Genomic DNA, 19,401 nt, shown 5'->3' on the forward strand with positions numbered 1-19,401 from the left:
ACTTCAGAACGCTTGGTACGAAGGTATCGAGCGTTTTTGGTATGCTATAGTTTTTTGTTTCAAATCTGTCGTAGTGACCAATTACATAAAGTTATCAAAAACTTCACTAGCTTTCTTATCATCCTCTTCTGTTATATGGGGATATAGGTTTCAAATTGTCTGTATGTCTTTATGTCCTAATCGCTTTTGAACAATCTTCATGTTTATAAACATTCCTTTCGTTACGCTCAAGGCCCAAAACGCTATGAAATATATTTGCGCTTTGGGCCTTTTTATTATTTTAGATTTATAGGGATAGAAAGTTACCTACAAATCACATGGAGGTGAGTGGGTCATTCCAAAAGCTGAGTGACCGCATGTTTATAATTGTAGGTTACCTTTCCAAGCACAAATAAGTGTGACTTCGAGCACGCAGACTTACCTTTGTATAAACAATTCTCGTTTATAGCTGGGTGATCATTCAATGCTTTCTGTCTCTGTATATATAGAAAAGGAGAGCTATCCCTTATGGGGTTAAAAATTGTATTTCCCATTTGCTGTGAGATTGATATCCACAAAACCTTTGTTGTTGCTTGTGTTACATCCGTAAAACAAAAAAGGAGTAACTACTTACAAACGCCGTTGCTTTTCTACCTTCACAAAAGGACTTAGAGAGTTGTCACAAGTCACAAAGGCTTTGTGAAACGGACTGTAAAGTTGTCTGTATGGAATCTACTGGGAAGTATTGGATCCCGAGTTTAATGTACTAGAATATTCGTACAATATCACACTTGCACACCCTAAATACGTCAAGGCTATCCGTGGTAAAAAGACTGATAAGAAAGGCGCCAAATGGATTGCTGATTTATTTAAACATGATCTTATAGCCGGAAGCTGTATGCCTCCTTTAGCTATTTATAATTGCGTGATCTCATGCGTTATCGATTTAAATTGACTCATTTTACATCCAGCGAAAAGAATCAATTTCAAAACAGTTTAACCGTTTCGAACATCCAAATTGCCAGTTGTTTTGAGATACCTTTGGAAAAAGCTCGATGAATATTGTCGGGAAACTGTTGGAAGATCCGACTAACTCCAATTTTAAAATTGAACCACTTATTCATGGTTCGATGAAAGGCAAAATTTCTGATTTAAAGTTTGCTATCGATGGTTTTATTACTCCTGAACAAGCTAGGAAGTTATCTGTTATTAAGCAGCATTACGAAAACCTTAAAGCATGTAAAGCTGATCTTGAAAAGCTGATACTTTCTCTTGCCGAACCCTACACAGAAGAGATTAGCTTGATCTTAACTGTTCCGTCCTTTAAGAACACCTTCTCTTCTATTGCCGTGGTTTCTGAGATAGGTGTCCATTATGGAAGTGTTCCCGACAGCTAAACATCTATGTTCCTGGGCAGGGCTAACACCTACGAAGAACAAAAGTACTGGCAAGAAATAGTCAGTAAGAATTTGGAGAGCAGGGGTATATATCAAGCCCCTTTTGGTACAGTGTGTTACCGCTGTAGTCAAAATCGATAAACATCCCGCGAAACGGCTATTTGAGTAAGTTACTTGTACTTGAGGTATCATTTTGAAGCCTTGAGATTTGGCTAACAAGATTGCTTGTTCAAACGTAATTTCTCGATGAACTGGAAGAACATCCGATTTTTTATATAACTTGGGATTATATGGTTCTTTTTTCTTCAAAATGTGGTAATTTGCTGTTAATAGCGAAGTTTATAATTCCGAGTATTCCAACACGGTTAACTTTTACAGATCTATTAATTGAGGGCATGATTTTCACCTTTCCAATATTTTAAGGTTATGAATTTTTTGTGCTACATGTGTCTAGATTGATAAATTAGGCGTGAGACGCACCCATTTAATCCTTCTTACATAGATTAGTATAGGTTTTTATGTGAAGGAGGAAGGTTTATGTACAATTACAGGTATCCTTACTACCCCAATGATGAAAGTTACTATAGACAACAACAGCTTATTAGTGATATAGAAAAAGCAATTAATGGGCAGTATAGCGCAATAAGTTGTTATGAAAGATTGGCTAGGATGGCGCCAACAATGACTGAAAGGGAGCAAATACAAGAAATAAGGCAGGATGAAGTAAGACATTATCAACAATTTGTTGCTATATATGCCAACTTAACTGGTAAACAGCCACAACCAAAAATTGTTGAGGAATGCCCAAACAATTATTTAGAAGGGTTAGAATTTGCATTACAAGATGAACAAAAAACTACTGACTTCTATTTAAATATTTCTGATGAAGCAACAACACCGCAAATTAAAAGAACCTTTAGACGAGCTGCCGCAGATGAGCAAAACCATGCAGTGTGGTTTTTATATTATTACGTGAAAAATAGATGAAATGAGGGCATTTCAAATAAAGATTTGTAATAGAGTATATTTTTATGATATTGAAGTAAACGAAAATAAGCCCCTCTTGGTTGCTAGTGACAACTCAAAAGTTGAAGTTCTTATAAACAGAAATGCTTTCTTAACTTAAAAATAAAAACCGGGTGTTCCTAACCCGGTCTATTCATGCTTGTTTTGCGTCTTTAGATGTAGTGGAGGAGGTAGTAACCAACCTTTCTCCTTGTTTAGATGTAGTACTTTTACTCCAAATTGAGCCTTTTTCATGTGAAATTGCCCATACATCATACCTATATCTTCACGAATGGATTGTCCAATAATGGCACTGCAGACGACAAGCCCTTTACTTATATCTGCTGATAAAATAGCTGCGATTTCTACATCATTAAAACGTGCACCCACTGGGATTTCTTCTAGATTAGCTTCTGGTCGTTCTGGTGGTGTAGGAGGAAGAGCTATTCCGTTTGCTTTTAATAAATTTTCAATTTCTTGATTTTCAATTTTAATACCTTGGATCCCCTCTTTAATAAGTTTCTTTAAATCTCCATCACCAGCATGATTGTAGAATCCTTGATAAAGATCAATCATCCCGTTATTTGCTAAAAGATGCGACCATGTTAAATAGACTTCTCCATAATGCATCGGTTCTTCTGTAGGGTTACCACTTAAAATTCCCATAACTTCACTCCTTAGATAGTTTAATCAGTCTTAGTGTGTATATGTTTAACAGAACTATTCAAGGTTTGAGAATGTTTTTGTTATTTTATCCAAATATCACAACTATGAATTTATAAAGGAAAGTGTTGTCCAAGCGATACTTATGTATTTCTGCTGTTTATGAATACAGTCTATTTTGGCGTAAAAAAACACTTTAATCCAACAGTTAGAGCATTGTTAACTGCCAATAACAGACTGAGAGTTTACTTCTTTGTGTCTATGTTCTTCTCAGTTTTAAATATCCACTACTTTGCAGGAATTGATTGGATAATTCTGAATAGGTTTTTCTCTGTTTCGTTTTCTCTAGCTACTACTTCGATTTTGATAACTTCAAGAGAATCAGCATAATATCTTTAAAAAAGTCACTGACTTATTTTAATATACTCGTAGCATTATAAAGCACTATATAAATCCTTATTGTCAAGCAATTCGTATCTGTCACTTTATCTGACTTATATTTTACGGATTTTTTTCTTTTTGGTAAAAAGTGTCTGTTTTAAAACGCAATTCGCCCGCATATAATAAGAACATACATTCTTAAAAGGTGATAAAATGGACCAATCACTAAAACAACTCGCCGCAGACTTTATAGCCATGCCTCTCGCTAAAGCTGCGTTTAAACATGATCAACAATATTTTGATGGCCTCCACGACCCTGATTTCTACCTGGATTTTACTGACGAAGCTGTCAGACTTATTGAAATGGATTTAGCTGCTACTAAAAAACAGTTATACAGCAAGTACCATCTGGATATTAAGCGGATCGGTAAAACTACATATAAGTGGAAGTACAAAAACAAATCTGGTGTATGGAGGTATACGCCAGAGCAATTAAAAGATATGACCGTAAGAGTATGTAAAAAGTATTTGTTTAAGGCTGTTGGATTTGAGCAAAAGAGAGCAAGTTATATGAAATTTGTGCCACCTGATGTTTAAGCATGATGATATTATTACTCACCCTCAATATGTTCAATAACACCGTTTAAGTTAAACTATATAAATATATTGGTAGATAAGAAGTTGCCACCAGCTATTAGAGATCCTATAACGCTTGCGAATAAGTTCAAATCACTATTAAATGTAAAAACTAGATACACAGGTATACCAACAGTACCTACACCTAAAATCCTTCGTATAGAATTTGTACCCATGTTAATAAGCTCCTTTTTCATCTAATTATACCCTTGCATTTTTTGTTTACCGCAAAGTCCCTTCTACCCATAGCTCATTTCAGTTATAGTTACAGGAGGTGGTTTTATGGAGGAAAAAGAAAAAGCCCTGCTCCTTTTTTAGGATTAGATTTTTAGCACAATTCTCTTAGTAAAAGCATACACTACATTATAAAGTTACTTATAAAAAGCCCCCACTAACATGAGGGCTACTCGTTTTTTATAAGTCTAATTTAATAATGCCAACAGCAACAGTAACAATAATATTTCTTTTCAGTCATCTTTTTACAAGGTTTAAAACAATCGTGACTGTCATAGTCATAGCAATCTTTCTTTTTACAATGGAAACAGTCACAAGGTCGTTTCTTTTTACAGCTATCAAAACAATGACAATAGCGTTTCTTTTTATTGGAGTAATTATAGCACATAATAATCCTCCCTTCCTCTTACTTCATAGTATGATTATGGAACGAAGGTGATTGGACAGGTTTCATAGTAAAAAAATATATCATAATCTTTGTCTTTGATAGCAATTTTTTCTACGGGACATATTTTTAATTATTCCAGACATACTATTAGGGAAGCTACAACGACTGTAGATTCCCTTCCGTAGTCCCATTCACTAAGGATGGGGCTTTTTAATATAGTACATGTATGATTTAACGCACCCAACATACCAAATAGTATTCGAGCAGATCTCCCTGGATCACATTATAGCTATTTCCTATAACAAGCTTGCGATTGACTTACTTGTAGCCAATTTGCTAATTTTTACCCAATTACTTTCTGACCAACAGAAAAGGGTTTTGATTTGTCTGTTTTTCTAAATCCACTACGCACCTCTCCTTTAAACACTAATTTTTACTTTTGTTTATTAATTGTTGATTGTTTTTTGTATAATGTACCTATTTTGTAAATATACTCCATAAATTATAAGGAGGAATAATTTGTGAATGGCACTTTAAAAGAAGGGAAGGAAGAGCTATGAAAGTATGGTTTAATAATGAATATTTTATTGAAGAAAAGCCTTACAATGGAAACTTACATAAATTCATGATTATGCAACATGATAAACATATAGAAACTATTATTCCAGCTGATCTTAATGATCAAGAGCAAATTATAGATTATTTTGATAGTGACAGTAAAGATTAAACTTGTATGTAAATATGGAACTAACTTTTATCATTTACCAGCTCCTTCTTTTTCAGCCTTTCAACTAAGAGTAGGCTTATGATAGCTTGATGTGCACTACGTTTTGGACGAAACCCAAAACTATTGCTCAATTGCAGCAGTTCGTTTAAAATGTTTAATTTGTGGTTTGTTACTTTATCAGAAATATCTAAATAGAAGTCAGTAGTTTTTTATTACGGATATCATATTTCCAAAAGATGAAAATCATCTTAGTCAACAACAGTTTATTAGTGATTCGAAAAAACGATTGATAGGAAATATAGTGCCATAAGTTGTTACGAAAAATTAGTTAGAATGTCATCAAAAATGGACAGTCGGGAGAAAACACAAGAAATAGGGCCGGATGAAATAAAATATTACCAACAATCCCTCCTAGATAGTCCCGTGTCTGCGCTGCAATTATAAAAAGCCTCCGGTATGAAGGCTTTGACCCTAACTATAGTTAGTATTACTGCTTACAAACCCTAATTTTCCACCAACTACCTCTTTTACCTCATGAATTACAACAAAGGCATTTGGGTCAATGGTTTGCACTCTTTTTTTAATTTTTAAAAGCTCAGTCTTTTTAATTACGGTGTAGATGATTCTTTTATCTTTATTCACATAGTATCCATATCCATAATAAATCGTTGCGGCGTTACCAAATTCTTTTGTAATCGATGTTGAGATGTTTTCGTATTTATCAGACATAATGGTAATTGCTTTTTTGTTCTGGAAACCTCCAATTACTTGATCTGCAATTTTGGTACATAAATAAACAAAAATAAAGCTATATAACATATTATTGATCCCAATAGTAAATATGAAACCTGCTATAATAGCACTATCCATATAAAAAAGACTCTTTGAGAAACTATAACCTTTGGTGTAATTTAATAAATAGGCCAAAAGGGTTGTTCCCCCAGTAGACCCGTCAGCAATGAAAATAAGAGCTAATCCTGCTCCCATTAATAACGCACCAAATACAATACCTAATAGCATATCTTCAATACCGAATGGAACATAACTCAGGATACCAAGAAATAAAGAACTCATAACAACACCCAATATGGTGTAAACTATAGTTTTTTTCATTAAAAATTTATAAGCTACGGCAATAAAAAAAAGATTAATGAGTAACGTACTAATACTTGTAGGAACCTGAAATAAATAGTATAGAATTAGAGACATACCAATTGTACTTCCATCACCTAATCTATTCGGAATCACAAAAAACTGAACTGATGCAGCGATAAGGAAAGCACCAACAGTAATTAAAAGTACATCTCTTGTAAGATTTTTCATATAAATATCCCCCCAAGATAAAAAAGTTAAAAAGCTTTACCAATTGACTAGTAAAACGTTAAAGCAACTTAATGATTATAGTAACCTCTTGTATTAAAGTCAACACCCTATAAAATATTTAGATTTCACAAATAAATTTAAAACACTTATTTCTTATTAGAAGTGGAATATAATGAAAAGTATACTCTAAGAAAATTCTAACAAACCGAAACAGACTCCAAAAAAAATAAATCGCAAAAAATTTATTAGTAGTTAATTTAAATAAAAGCAGTTGAGGTAAGAAAAAGGGTGGTAATCTAATATATGAGACAAACATATCCTATTACGCTAACTGTCAAAAAGCATTTTAAAGATCGCCATTACAATACTAAACAATAATAATCCCCCCAAAAGGAGCAGGCTTTATATTATTTTAAGCGATATTGTGTAAACTATAAAGGTTTCATGAATGTTCATTCATTTTAGTAGCCTTTCTTGATTGAAAAGCTTATTTTATACATTTATCAATATAGATTAAAAAACGCCACCTCCCCGTAACTCGTTTTGATTATGGTTACGAGAGGTAGTATAAAATTTGTTACTTTGGGATACCGATATAACGGAATAGCCACGTCCGGCTTAAGCGCCAGCAATTAGGCGACTTTACGAATCGCCCTCCGATAAGCCCTTATCGGTTCGCCTGTAAGAAGAAGGTCGACTAAAAACGGGCTTGCCGCCCGGACGTCGGTATACCCCAGTTTTAGTGGCATGATTCCTAAAACTTTAGTTGATTCTTCCCATTCCATTCGCTACGTTGCTAAACTGGCGTTCCGTGCCTTTGTTCAAAATAGCCTTTTCTGCTTGCAAGCGTGGCTTAGTCAATAAATGGAAATAATTATGATTGATTATATAGCTAATCTGTTTTTATCGTAAGCTCTTCATTTAGGTTGAAGAAAATTTTTCTGAAACTGACATCGACACGCAAAATATAACATGTTAAAATATAAGAAAAATTCAAAAACTAACGTTAGAGACAAAATAATTATTTTTTGATCTGAATCTGAAAATGGGGGATGAGTATGAAGAAATATGAGAAGGAATTTATCACATTTCCGGATGTGATGGTAATGCTCATTATTTTTGCTGCGATGTTAGCTCTTACAGTACCAAATCTTTATGACTGGAAAATCTGGATTGCGATAGGCATCGGAATGTTAATGTATGCAATTAGCGAATATATGATTCATCGTTTCTTATTTCATATTAAAAAACCAAATAATCCATTCTTACTCCAATTAATTAAGCGGTTACATTACGATCATCATGTGGATCCTGATAATGTAAAGTTGCTTTTCTTACCGCTATGGTTTAGTTTGCCAAATTTTATGATTTTAGCAGTCGTATGCTATGGCATTACCAGAAGCTTGGAGCTGACTATTGCTTTTATAACAGGAGTGATAGGATATTTTTTGTATTATGAATGGAAGCATTTTGTTGCTCATAAACCAATTCAACCAGCAACGAAGTTAGGAAAACAAATTAAAAAATCGCATCTTTGGCATCATTACAAAAATGAAAATTATTGGTTTGGTGTGACGCATCGGGCTGTTGATAAAACTATGGGAACGTATCGCGACCATAAGGAAGTGGAAAAAAGTGATACAGCCAGAGACTTGGAAAAACGGGCGTAAACTACTACCTATTATTTAGCACATGCATAGGATTTATTTGATCCCTGCTCTATCCATACTTAGTTATGTATTGCGTTTTTAGATTAATAAAGGAGCTAAGGGCATAATGAAACGATTAGCTTAAAGGTGAATGATGCGCTAAAATAACATGAAAATATAAGTAGTCAAAAGCGGGGGCAACATGGCTAGGATCCACAGTGTTTTTAGTACGAGGAAGCAGCTTCTCACGGAAAGTGAAGTATATTTCTAGAGCGGTTATTTGTACTATCCATCATTTTTAAAGTTCGGATGTTGCTTTGATAAAGTGAAGCTTCAATCAGTGAGAGGTCTTCCTCCCACTGATTGAAGAAGAACAAAGGCTACAACCTTTGAAATATAATGAGAGCATAGAAGTTACCACTCGCGAAGTGGCTTGGATAGTCGTCGAGATTCTCCTATCTGTCGCAAGCCATTCTCACATACTACGCTGATACTATAAAAAATAAAGCAGATCAAATAATAATAACGTCTTAAAAGAAGGCAATAGTTAGACTCGATTATTTTAGGCGTTTTGGGTACTAATACTTTTACCCTGTAATTGCTGTAACTAGTTTAAGAACGTGGAATTGTCATAATGACGGTTGTTCCTTCATTTGGCTCGCTAAAAATCAATAAACCTTTACCAAAAAGTTGTTTGAAACGCCGGTTCGTATTAGCTAAGCCAATTCCTTTCCTTTTACTCGTTGATCCATCTAATATCTCATGAATCTTGTTTTCCTCCATTCCGACACCGTCGTCGATAATGCATACTTCGAAATGTGTGTCGAGTTTTGTAATTCGAATTATAATCGTACCTCCAGTAATTCGCTTTAAAACACCATGCTTCACTGCATTTTCCACAATCGGTTGAATGGACAAAGGAGGGATTAGAAAGTCAATACTTTCATCTAAATCCCAATGAATTTGTAATCTGTCTCCGAATCGCTCTTGTTCAATAAATAGGTAAGCACGGGTTAATTCTAGTTCATCTTCAACGGGAATAAGCGTTTGGGTGTTATGAATACCAAAACTCAAACGTAAATATTTGCCAAATTCATTAAGTAAAGTAACCATTCTAGATGTATCTATTGCACTTAATGAGGCGATTGTGTTTAATGTGTTAAACAAAAAATGCGGTTGAATCTGAGCCTGCAGCCATGCTGCTTCCGTTTTTAACTGTTCATTAACCGATTTTTTTAAATCGGTTAAAGCCCGAACCCTAGCTCGTAACTCTAGAGTGTGTGCAGGCTTTGCTACATAATCGTTTGCTCCTGCTAAAAATCCAGCGTAGATATCTTCAAATTGCTGCCGTGCTGTTAATAATAAAATAGGTAATTCTGATAAGCTGTATTGCTGTCTCACTGTTTGGGTAAGTTCATAGCCAGACATATTTGGCATCATCACATCACAAATAACCAAGTCGCATCTACCAGTTTGAATACACTGCAATGCTTGCTCACCACTAAAAGCTGTTGCTACTTCGTAATCGGCAGATAGTACATGGTATAATACTTTAAGGTTAACAGGGTCATCGTCAACAATAAGTATTTTTTGTCGCCGATGGTTAGTATGGCTGTCCACAGGTAATGTACAATCATTATGGATAGTTGCTTCATCAGGGGTAAAGGTTCTTACCTCTGTGTAAGTGTTCTTTTTAATAGCAGACTTATCAGCAAATGGAATTGTGAAAAAGAAAGTAGAACCTTTATTCATTTCAGAATGTACACCAATGGTCCCACCGTGCAATTCAATCAGTTTTTTACATATGCTTAACCCGACTCCGATCCCACCATTTTCTAATTTGAGACGTTTTTCTTGAACGTATGGCTGGAAAATTTTTTTAGTTGTTTCCTCACTCATGCCAATACCAGTATCTATTACTTCAATATATGCCATTTTCCCTTTTGGTTCCGCCTTAACGATAACTTCTCCTTCACTGGTAAACTTCACAGCGTTGTGAAGGATGTTAAATAAAATTTGCATTAAGCGATTTTCGTCAGCATAAATATGAGGAAAGGAGGGAGAGATGCGAACCTTCACCTGTATTTTTTTACCATCCATTAAAAAGGAGATCATGTCAATTAAGCCAGATACAACTGCATGCAAGTCTATTTCTTTTTGATGTAGCTTGATATGGTCTTCTTTCAGTCTTGTTAAATCAATAAGATCGTTGAGCATAAACGACATTTGCTGTCCAACCCGAACAAGGAGGGTTAAATGGTATTTATTATTTGCGGATAACTTTTCCCCTTCATTATCGAGGATGGCCTGGCCTATATTAATAATTCCATGCAATGGGTTGCGTAATTCATGCGATGTATTCATTAAGAATACATCTTTTTGCTTATTTGCCTGTTGCAATATTGCTGTTTGTTGTTTATTTAATTCCAACAAACGAATATATCTTTGCAATAAAACCAAGCCAATTAAAATTGTCATGGCTATGAAATCAAATGGATAATAAAGCATAGCAATAATTTTTTTATTTATTAACATCCCAGCTAATATATTAATTGCATAGCTGACAATAAACAGAAGGATAATAATAGCTCCATGTTCTTTTCTTTGGGTAAATGGGATAATATTTTTGAACATAATCATAACCACTATGGCTACGAATGCATTTGCAAATCCTGATAAAATATCATAGTAAGAAAATGGTATGGTTATAAAAGCAATGCAAAATAGTCCGTAAATAAAGACTAAATAAGAAAATATCCGACTTCGAAGCACGAACAGAGATTTGATAAAGAATAGCATACAAATCAGAGTAGTTAGAAATAACAGGTATAAGATACGATAATACCATTCGATTTGAAGTGGCAATTCTACAATAACATTATCATCGATGAGATTTGCAAATCCTGCCGAAGCAACCATAGTACCAAAGTAGAGAAGTGTTTTTTTGTGTTGCCCTTTACCAAAGAAAATCAAACTGAATGCATAAAACATATGTAAAAAATATATAACACTTACAATAACTTGCAAAATTGCAAAGAAAGATGCCTTTTGATGAATGGCATCGGATGATCCAAACCAAATCGAATTGGTAATTCCGCCGTTAAAAGGCAGTTCGTTATTCGATACATGTATCATTAATTCTGTTTCATCTTTCATCGGAGTAAATGAAACAGATAAGGCTCCGTGCTTTTTTGTATTTTTATTATTCTGTTCAGCCGACGAATTTACTTCAGAAATAAGCTTCCCGTCTACATAAATAGCAGCCGATGAAGCAATTTCTGTTAAATGCAAAGAAAGTAATTCTGGACGATTTTTAGGCAAGCGGATTTTTAACCGATAGGTACCATAACCGTAACCAGAAACAGCTCCTTTTTGGTTATTATCCAATTCGTCTTTCCAATTATGCGGTAGGCGGACTAATTTGGAGTGTTGCTTGCTTTCTGTCATGGTGGATGGATCTATAAACTTATATGAATCAAAGTGCCATTCTCCATCTAAGTTGTATATTTCGCTTTTGGACAAGTTATGACTACGAAAATCAATCACCCCTGCTTCCGCTGTTGGCTTTTCTGGTGGCTCATGATAATTCATCCAGCCAATCCGAAATAAAATTAACAGCAATGAAAATAAGCTAATGAGCAAAAATATTTTGGTTTTTGTTATTGGCATTGAAATTATTCATTCCTTTATGGTGTAAATATAGCAATTATGGAGTTTGTTACCTCTATGAATATATTATTAAAGTATGTAGATTGCAAGATTGACCGTTAAGTAGTAAAAAAGTCTATGACCGTTGTCTTATTAAATGGTTCTCTTCACTTAAACCATTTTATAATAGTAGTTACAGTTCATATTGCTTCTAATCTGATGTCCCGCTTCATAGAGTTACTAATATTTAAGAGAGGGGTGGCAAGCAATTGTGATATTTATTTAAGCTATAGGATGTCAATCAAAATGGACCCAATAGACAATCGACCAACAAGTCCTAGAATAGCCAACATCGTACTACTCATAATAAGTTTATGTATACGAGTTGCTCTGTTTTTGCATCAAGAGTAGAAGCAAGAAAAAGTTCCACGGAATGGAGTTTCATTGGATACGTTAAATTAAAAAATACTTGTTTAGATTATGTGCATTTTCTCGTTCCTATGCTATGCTAAAAGTATAGGAAAAATATACTAGATCATAGACTTAAAACTAAGTTGTATATAGTCTATTTGTTAGATGTATTTTATCTCGGCTGTAAGGTTCCAAAAACACCGACTTCAAGAGAAGTGCCCACTATAAGGTCTAGGTGGAAGATAACGGCACTTCAACTTCTCATTCGCTTTTACCTAACATTCAGTAAGGATGAAGTTTCACGATATACTTAAATCTTTTTGATCGTCTAGTTACGCTTATAAAGCATAGAATAATTAAGCAGCAGTTGTGTTACTAATTTACAAAAATAAAAAATAGAAATGGATTGCCAGTTGAGCTCTTAAGACTGGAGAAGCATAAGTCTTCATTAGATCTAGTAGGGAAATGTACTTTGTTATCACCTAAAATGTTATTCATTATAAGACATCTTAACCTGTACTCAGCAGAAAAGCTTCTCTAAAATAATAGATGAATTCGTTACAACGGGGCAGGAAAAAGTCATTATGTATGCACCACTGGGTTATCAAGTTGTTATTTACGTATATTGGTTAGTGAGGGAGGTCATTGAGTTGAAAGCGATTCTTGTAGATGATGAACAAATGGCATTAGATTTTTTAGAACACTTATTAAGGGAATATAATGATTTAGAAATTGTTGATAAACTCACTAATCCTTTATCCGTAAAAGAAAATGTAAGACAAACGAATCCAGATGTTGTGTTTTTAGATATTAATATGCCGCAAGTTAACGGACTGGAACTGGCAGAGCAGATTTTGGAAATGAATCCGAACATCCAGATTGTTTTTGTAACAGCATATGATGATTATGCATTAAGTGCATTTGAGATTAATGCTTTAGATTACTTATTAAAGCCAATCCAGAAGGAACGTTTAAAGAAAACAATGCAACGCTTGACACAGCACAGCTCACATGGTATAGAGCATAGTTACACGAAGCAAGATCGCTTATTATTAAGCGTTTGTGGCAGTTTTTCTATAAGAGGGAAAAATGGAGAGGTGGAGCTAATTTCTTGGCGGACTTCAAAAGTAAGGGAATTATTTCATTATTTACTCCATAATAAAGGGAGGCTGGTTAGGAAGTCGTTGCTAATTGAATTATTATGGCCTGAGCTAGATCCTGAAAAAGCGTATGCGCAACTATATACGGCTATTTATCATGTTCGGAAAGCATTAAAGCATTATCCAGATTACTTTAAATTAGAAAATATGACAGAGGGGTATATTCTTTCTACCCAAGATGTTGATATTGATATAGAACTTTGGCAACAGAAGCTGGAAGAAGCTCCTCCTATTACTCAACAAACAATAAAGCAATATTTAGAAGCGATGGAATACTATACAGCTCCCTACTTTGATGATTATGATTACTGGTGGGCAGAAAATGATAAGGTACGATTGGAAAGACTTTGGTATCGAACTGCGATGCAAATAGCAAAAGTATATTATTCTATTTCCTCGTATGATAAAGCTAAAGAATGGTATAAACGAATTAACGAACGATATCCAGAGCAGGAAGAAGTCCACTTTTCATTAATGAAACTCTACTCTTTTATAAATGAAACAGAGAAAGTGGATGAGCAATATTTATTTTTAAAGAAAATACTGCAGACGGATTTAGCAACGACTCCTAACCCGGAAATAACAAGTTGGTATAAACAATGGAAAAAATATCATATGTAAAATACGCCATGTAGCATTTTTGTTACATGGCTTAAGGTTGCTCTTTTATTCTGACTATAAGTTGCCGTAAGAGACCCACTTCGGGGAAATCACTAATGGATACCAAAAAGTCTAAGTGGGGTGGTGGGACCCCATTTCCCAATTCGTTTAAGTGTCTTTTAGGACAATGCTCTTGCGTTCTAACAATTAGCCCCAGCTGGAAAACACCTTTTGGTGAAAGATTCACTTTATAAGGAGTCCCGTTTAAGTTTGCTTTAAACTGTAAAGAATTTGTAAAGGCAAAAAAGGTATAATGTATGATATATATGATAAAGACACTATAGATCATTGTATACCCATATAAGGGTATCCATTATTATAAAGCCTTTATCCCGTATATAACGTGCTGCAGGACGCCTTGTTGAGGAGTTAGATCAATGTACTGCACAAAGTCTACGTGGGGAGATAACAGCGCCTAAATGCCCTATTTCGTAAGCTGTATTTAGGTCATATCATTACAGTACTAACTATCCGTGAGGTATGAATGAAAATGCCCCCTGATGGAAGGTTCACTTTATTATGTAGAAGCGTAGAAGTAAAATGAGCTTGCCATCTGTGGTGAAGCTTATTTTTAAACGAAGAAACATATTTGATTTTTATCTAGAGAGGGAGACAATAATGGTTTCTTTAAACGTTAACATGCCTTAACTAATAAGAAGCATGTAAAAGCTTGTGTTCTCTTAATGATAATAACTCCAGAGTGAAAGATCCTTCTCTAATCATACATTTTGTGTGTTAAACCTGCAAGGTAAGCGGTGGAATGAGTTAGTACGTAGGCAAAAAAGAAGAAATAGATATTTATTGCTTGGAGGAAAAAGGTAACCATGAAAATTACAAAACGAAAAATAGGGCTTGGATTGATGTTTATAGGGGTTATACTAGTATCCATCCCATTTTATTATGAATGGAAACAAGCCAAGCAAGTTGCAGCATTAGAAGAAGCATTAGCGATGGTTGCAGAATCAGATGAAAGTGTCGTCGATTTAGCGACAATAGAAGACTTGCCTTTTTCTGAAGAAGAGTTAAAGGGGGTACTCGAACTAGAGATTCCCTCTATCGACCTAAAGCAAAAGATTTTAACTAAGACAACAGAGGAAAATTTGAGTATCGCTTTAACGCAAATAAAAACGAATCAAACTCCAGGTGAAGGAAATTTTACGATTGCTGGACATAGAGGTTATCGTGGAGATCGCCATTTTCGGCAACTTCCTAATGTAGAAGTGGGAGATAAAGCGTACTTGCATACAGCCAAGCAAACCTTTATTTACGAAATGACAACTTCTGAAGTAATCAAGCCAACAGCAGTTGAAGTTTTAGAAGATCGCGCAGGTAAAAATGAGCTTACTCTCATTACATGTACCCTCGATGGTAAAGATCGGATTGCACTAAAAGGAACGTTAGTAGGAAAAAAATAATTAGTAAAATCCTGTAGAGGGTCTATTTCTACGGGATTTTACCGTGGAAAGTTCTCTAATGAGGGTGGAAAAGATGATAAAAGTGCTTATGATGAATACAAGTGAAATATTTACACAAGGGTTAAGGATCATATTAGAAGATGAAAGCGATTTGGAAGTTTTAGAAATAGATAATCACGAAGCTAATATTTTGGAGCAGATAAGTGATTTTGATCCAGACATTTTGTTAGTTCACTTAATTAACGGGACCAATGATATATTAAAACGTAACATACACGAAATAAGGAGAAAGTATGAAAATATAAAAATTATTTATATATTTGCTGCGATTGATAAAAATATGATCAAAGAAGCGTTGAGTCAAGGCGTCAAAGGTTTTTTATTAAGCCATAGCAGTGGTAAGGCGCTTGTTCATTCGATTAGAAATGTGTGCCACCATCAATATGTCTTTGCTGATGAAATCGTTGTGGAAATGATCGATTTCCTAGGAGCAGAATGTATGAATAAAAAGGACAGACTGAAACATTATTTAACTTCACAGGGCTTGGATTTAAATGGAAGAGATATTGATATTTTATTTTTAATCTACAAAGGATACAGAAATATAGAAATAGCAAGCGAATTAAATTTGTCAGAAAAAACAGTGCGTGACTATGTAAGTAAAGTATATAAAAAGCTGCAAATCAATAATAGAAATAAAGTAAGGACATACTTGACTTCAATCATACAGCAAAAAGAAGTAGAATAAAATACCTGCTTCCTGTTCATGTGTGATCGGCTTGCAGAATGAGAACTTTTTTCTGCAAGCTTTTTAGTTAGCATAAGTAAGCATATGAGGTGCTGCGTGAGGATAACGAAATGACTGAATAGCCACGTCTGGCGCATAGCCCAGCAACGATGCTGCTTCACAAAAATTGCCCTCCGATAAGGTCTCATCGGTTCGTCTCTAAGAGGAAGGCCGACTAAAAACGAGCTTGCCGCCCAGATATTGGCATACCACCATTTTAGTGGCATGATTCATTTATCCCGTAAAAAGGCGTTATAGACTCCCGCGGTCTAAGATATGGAAGATGTGAGCTGAACAAGTCGAAGCGGGAGGTAACAGCACCTAAATTTCTGATTCGTTCAAAGGCCTTTAGGTCATACCCTTGGGTTACTAACCAAACAAGAAATGAATACATTTTACTTATGGTACGAATGCTGTGCGGAAAAGATTCAAAAAAACCAATAATTTGTCATAACAGGAAATAAGTCTCTTTCATAATTCGGGAGCATAGTATACTCTCATGAAAAGGAGGGGGATTTATGAAATGTCTATATTGTGGGGGAATAATGATGAACATGGTTCCTATTGTAGGCATTGTGGTTATGAGCAAGCCGCTACAGTAGCGGAAAATAAAGCAAAATTTGCAGACGATGATAATGATCTTTTACGATTTGTCGGTAAGCGCAAGAATTATTACGCAAGAAAATGGGAAAGAATGGAAAATACAAATGGTATTTCTTTTAACGTCTGTAGTTTTTTGTTCGGTTTTTTGTGGCTAGGTTACCGAAAAATGTATAAAATGATTTGTTTGTTAGCAGTAATTTTTTGATAATTGACCTTATTCTGTATTTATTTGGATATGAGTATATGTTTAGTAATAACAACGCCTATATAGATACTGGAATAACATTTGCCACGATGATTTTGTACGGTTTTTATGGGAACAAGTTTTATAAAAATTTCGCTGAAAAGCAAGTAAATAAAATAAAGCAGATCAATGGAGACGTAGAAAAAATAAACGAGGAAATAGAAAGGAAGGGAGGCGTCCATTGGTTCGGACCTATTATCGGTTTACTTATTCTGCTTGGAGTGTATACAGTTCCATCCATGTTTATTCCTATTCATGTCAATGATATCGATCAGGTAAAAATCAGTACATTTACTGAATTTCCAAATGTTCCTATCGGTGATTTATTTGATGAGGTCTTCCAAAATGGAGAATGGAAAGAGGTAGATGAAGCAAGTACTTCAGAATATAGCATAGTAGATTTTGTGGCAACCTATAATGAAGGTGGACAAAGCGACGATGTTACAATTCGCTTTGGAGTTCATGAGGAAGAAGAGGAAGAACTAGGCGTCTTTATGATAACCATAAATGGAGAAGAATTAAATGATTTAGAAACCACTGAATACTTGCACTTTATTTTTCAAAACTATAATCAGAGAGAATGAGATATTTACATAGGTTATTCTTAGAAAAAAACAAACACCAGCTGTCATGTAGACAAATGCTGGTGTTTGTTTTTTTCTAGACGACTTAGCTGATTATTTTTCAAAAACATATACAGTGAGGCTCCAAAAATGGTGAGGTAACCAATGATGCTTAATATATCTGGTATTTGTTCAAAGAGAATAATACTGATTAATGCTGAATATACAACGGTCGAGTAGAAAAAGATAGAGATTTCTTTAGCTGGTGCGTATTTATATGCCATAGTTATTCCGAATTGCCCTACTGTGGCAAAAACCCCTGCTCCTAAAAGATAAGCCCATTGATGCCATGTCATAGGTTCATAAAACGCAATCACAAATGGTAATAGAATCATCGTTGTAAAAAATGAAAAATAAAAGACAACGGTATAGAATTGTTCTTTTCTTCCTAAGACGCGTAAAACGGTATAAGCGCCTGCAGCAAAGACAGCAGAGCAAAAACCGGCGACATATGGGATAGTGTCTGAGGAAAATGCAGGTTTTATAATAAATAATGTTCCTAAAAAGGCGATAATTATCGATACTACTTGGAACAATCGGGTTTTTTCTTTTAAAAAGATGGCTGCAAAAATAATGGTGAGAAATGGACTCATTTTATTAAGCATATCCGCATCTGACAGAACTAAATGATCAATTGCATAAAAGTTTAATAAAATTCCTACTGCCCCCAAAGTGGAACGAAGCAGTAAATATTTTTGATTTTCTTTTTTACCGAACAGGCTTGCTCCGTAATATTTTACAAAACCAAATGCAATGATCATAGAAATAGCGTTTCGAAATAGTGTTTTTTGTACAGTTGGAACATCACCAGATAGCTTAACAAAAGCAGCCATCATCGAGAACCCAAATGCGGATAGAAGCAATAGAATAATTCCTTTATTACGGTTGCTCATGGTCGTCATCTCCAATATATACTGGCTTTCCATTTTATTATTCCAATTTAAATAACTCCAACAAAGACATATTCTTACATAAACGTAACAGAATGTCTACTAAAACATACTACATGCTTTTAAGTTACAAATTGATATATTCATAAACGAAAGAAAATCACACAAGTTTATTACCAGTTAAAGCTACATGCCTCTAAGGGTACAAATTTATAGGACATCATTATACGCGGGTACATATTTCAAAGCAGCCATTAAATTAGACGCGAAAAAACCATCCAAAAAAATAGCTGAGGATGATTTTAAATAGATAGAAAGTATAAAATTTGTTACTTTGGGATACCGATATAACGGAATAGCCACGTCCGACTTAAGCGCCCAGCAACTAGGCGAATTCACGAAGCGCCCTACGATAAGTCATCATTGGTTCGTTACAAAGAGGAGGGCCGACTAAAAACGGGCTTGCCGCTCAGGTGTCGGCATACTCCTGTTGCGAGAGCATGATTCCTAAAACTTTAGTTGATTCGCTCCAGTCGCTACGTTGCTAAATGGGTGCTCTGCGCCTTTGTTCACAAGCA

Annotated in this window: 13 protein-coding genes and 1 pseudogene; 10 read left to right on the forward strand and 4 right to left on the reverse strand. The window is 34.8% G+C overall.

The genetic code is table 11. From position 1 onward, the window contains the following. Positions 1-507 precede the first annotated feature (507 nt). Together D1839_RS21295 and D1839_RS06875 are read left to right on the forward strand one after the other, a co-directional pair. Positions 508-1,533 (forward strand): annotated as a pseudogene (locus tag D1839_RS21295) (IS110 family transposase); the annotation flags it as partial. A 380-nt stretch (positions 1,534-1,913) separates the two neighbouring features. After that, on the forward strand, positions 1,914-2,363 hold the full coding sequence (locus tag D1839_RS06875) for a ferritin-like domain-containing protein (RefSeq protein ID WP_120379173.1): 450 nt from the start codon (positions 1,914-1,916) through the stop codon (positions 2,361-2,363). A gap of 168 nt (positions 2,364-2,531) precedes the next feature. Here the strand turns inward: D1839_RS06875 and D1839_RS06880 are convergent, their stop codons facing one another. Continuing rightward, the gene (locus tag D1839_RS06880) at positions 2,532-3,047 is read right to left on the reverse strand and encodes a DUF3231 family protein (RefSeq protein ID WP_120379174.1); all 516 of its coding nucleotides are present in this window, start codon (positions 3,045-3,047) and stop codon (positions 2,532-2,534) included. A gap of 591 nt (positions 3,048-3,638) precedes the next feature. On the opposite strand from D1839_RS06880, the gene D1839_RS06885 reads away from it, so the two are divergent. Next, positions 3,639-4,022, forward strand: coding sequence for a hypothetical protein (locus D1839_RS06885; RefSeq protein WP_120379175.1), 384 nt, complete (start codon positions 3,639-3,641; stop codon positions 4,020-4,022). A 1,217-nt stretch (positions 4,023-5,239) separates the two neighbouring features. After that, the gene (locus D1839_RS06890) at positions 5,240-5,410 is read left to right on the forward strand and encodes a hypothetical protein (RefSeq protein WP_158589614.1); all 171 of its coding nucleotides are present in this window, start codon (positions 5,240-5,242) and stop codon (positions 5,408-5,410) included. A 471-nt stretch (positions 5,411-5,881) separates the two neighbouring features. On the opposite strand, the gene D1839_RS06895 is transcribed toward D1839_RS06890, so the two are convergent. Continuing rightward, a complete protein-coding gene (locus D1839_RS06895) occupies positions 5,882-6,733 on the reverse strand; it encodes a YitT family protein (RefSeq protein ID WP_120379177.1) in 852 nt (283 codons plus the stop codon). 1,058 nt (positions 6,734-7,791) lie between these two features. On the opposite strand from D1839_RS06895, the gene D1839_RS06900 reads away from it, so the two are divergent. Further along, positions 7,792-8,403 (forward strand): sterol desaturase family protein, encoded by a 612-nt coding sequence (locus tag D1839_RS06900; protein WP_120379178.1) that lies wholly within the window; start codon positions 7,792-7,794, stop codon positions 8,401-8,403. Positions 8,404-8,994: 591 nt separating this feature from the next. On the opposite strand, the gene D1839_RS06905 is transcribed toward D1839_RS06900, so the two are convergent. Then, positions 8,995-12,051 carry an ATP-binding protein gene (locus D1839_RS06905; protein ID WP_120379179.1) on the reverse strand — a complete coding sequence of 1,019 codons (3,057 nt, stop codon included), beginning with the start codon at positions 12,049-12,051 and terminating at the stop codon, positions 8,995-8,997. 974 nt (positions 12,052-13,025) lie between these two features. On the opposite strand from D1839_RS06905, the gene D1839_RS06910 reads away from it, so the two are divergent. From D1839_RS06910 to D1839_RS06930, 5 genes are all read left to right on the forward strand, one after another. Beyond that, a complete protein-coding gene (locus D1839_RS06910; protein WP_120379180.1) occupies positions 13,026-14,222 on the forward strand; it encodes a response regulator in 1,197 nt (398 codons plus the stop codon). A gap of 863 nt (positions 14,223-15,085) precedes the next feature. Continuing rightward, entirely contained in the window at positions 15,086-15,676 is a 591-nt protein-coding gene (locus tag D1839_RS06915; protein WP_199689997.1) for a class D sortase, read from the forward strand. Positions 15,677-15,749: 73 nt separating this feature from the next. After that, entirely contained in the window at positions 15,750-16,424 is a 675-nt protein-coding gene (locus D1839_RS06920) for a response regulator transcription factor (RefSeq protein WP_158589615.1), read from the forward strand. 562 nt (positions 16,425-16,986) lie between these two features. Further along, entirely contained in the window at positions 16,987-17,271 is a 285-nt protein-coding gene (locus D1839_RS06925; RefSeq protein ID WP_158589616.1) for a DUF2628 domain-containing protein, read from the forward strand. Then, positions 17,268-17,894, forward strand: coding sequence for a hypothetical protein (locus D1839_RS06930; protein WP_166554443.1), 627 nt, complete (start codon positions 17,268-17,270; stop codon positions 17,892-17,894). The genes D1839_RS06925 and D1839_RS06930 overlap by 4 nt, the downstream gene beginning before the upstream one ends. 44 nt (positions 17,895-17,938) lie before the next feature. Here the strand turns inward: D1839_RS06930 and D1839_RS06935 are convergent, their stop codons facing one another. Next, the gene (locus D1839_RS06935; protein WP_120379184.1) at positions 17,939-18,826 is read right to left on the reverse strand and encodes a DMT family transporter; all 888 of its coding nucleotides are present in this window, start codon (positions 18,824-18,826) and stop codon (positions 17,939-17,941) included. Positions 18,827-19,401: the final 575 nt, after the last annotated feature.

Source organism: Roseburia sp. 1XD42-34 (genome assembly GCF_009917385.1).
In the GTDB taxonomy this organism is placed as follows: domain Bacteria; phylum Bacillota; class Bacilli; order Bacillales; family Amphibacillaceae; genus Virgibacillus.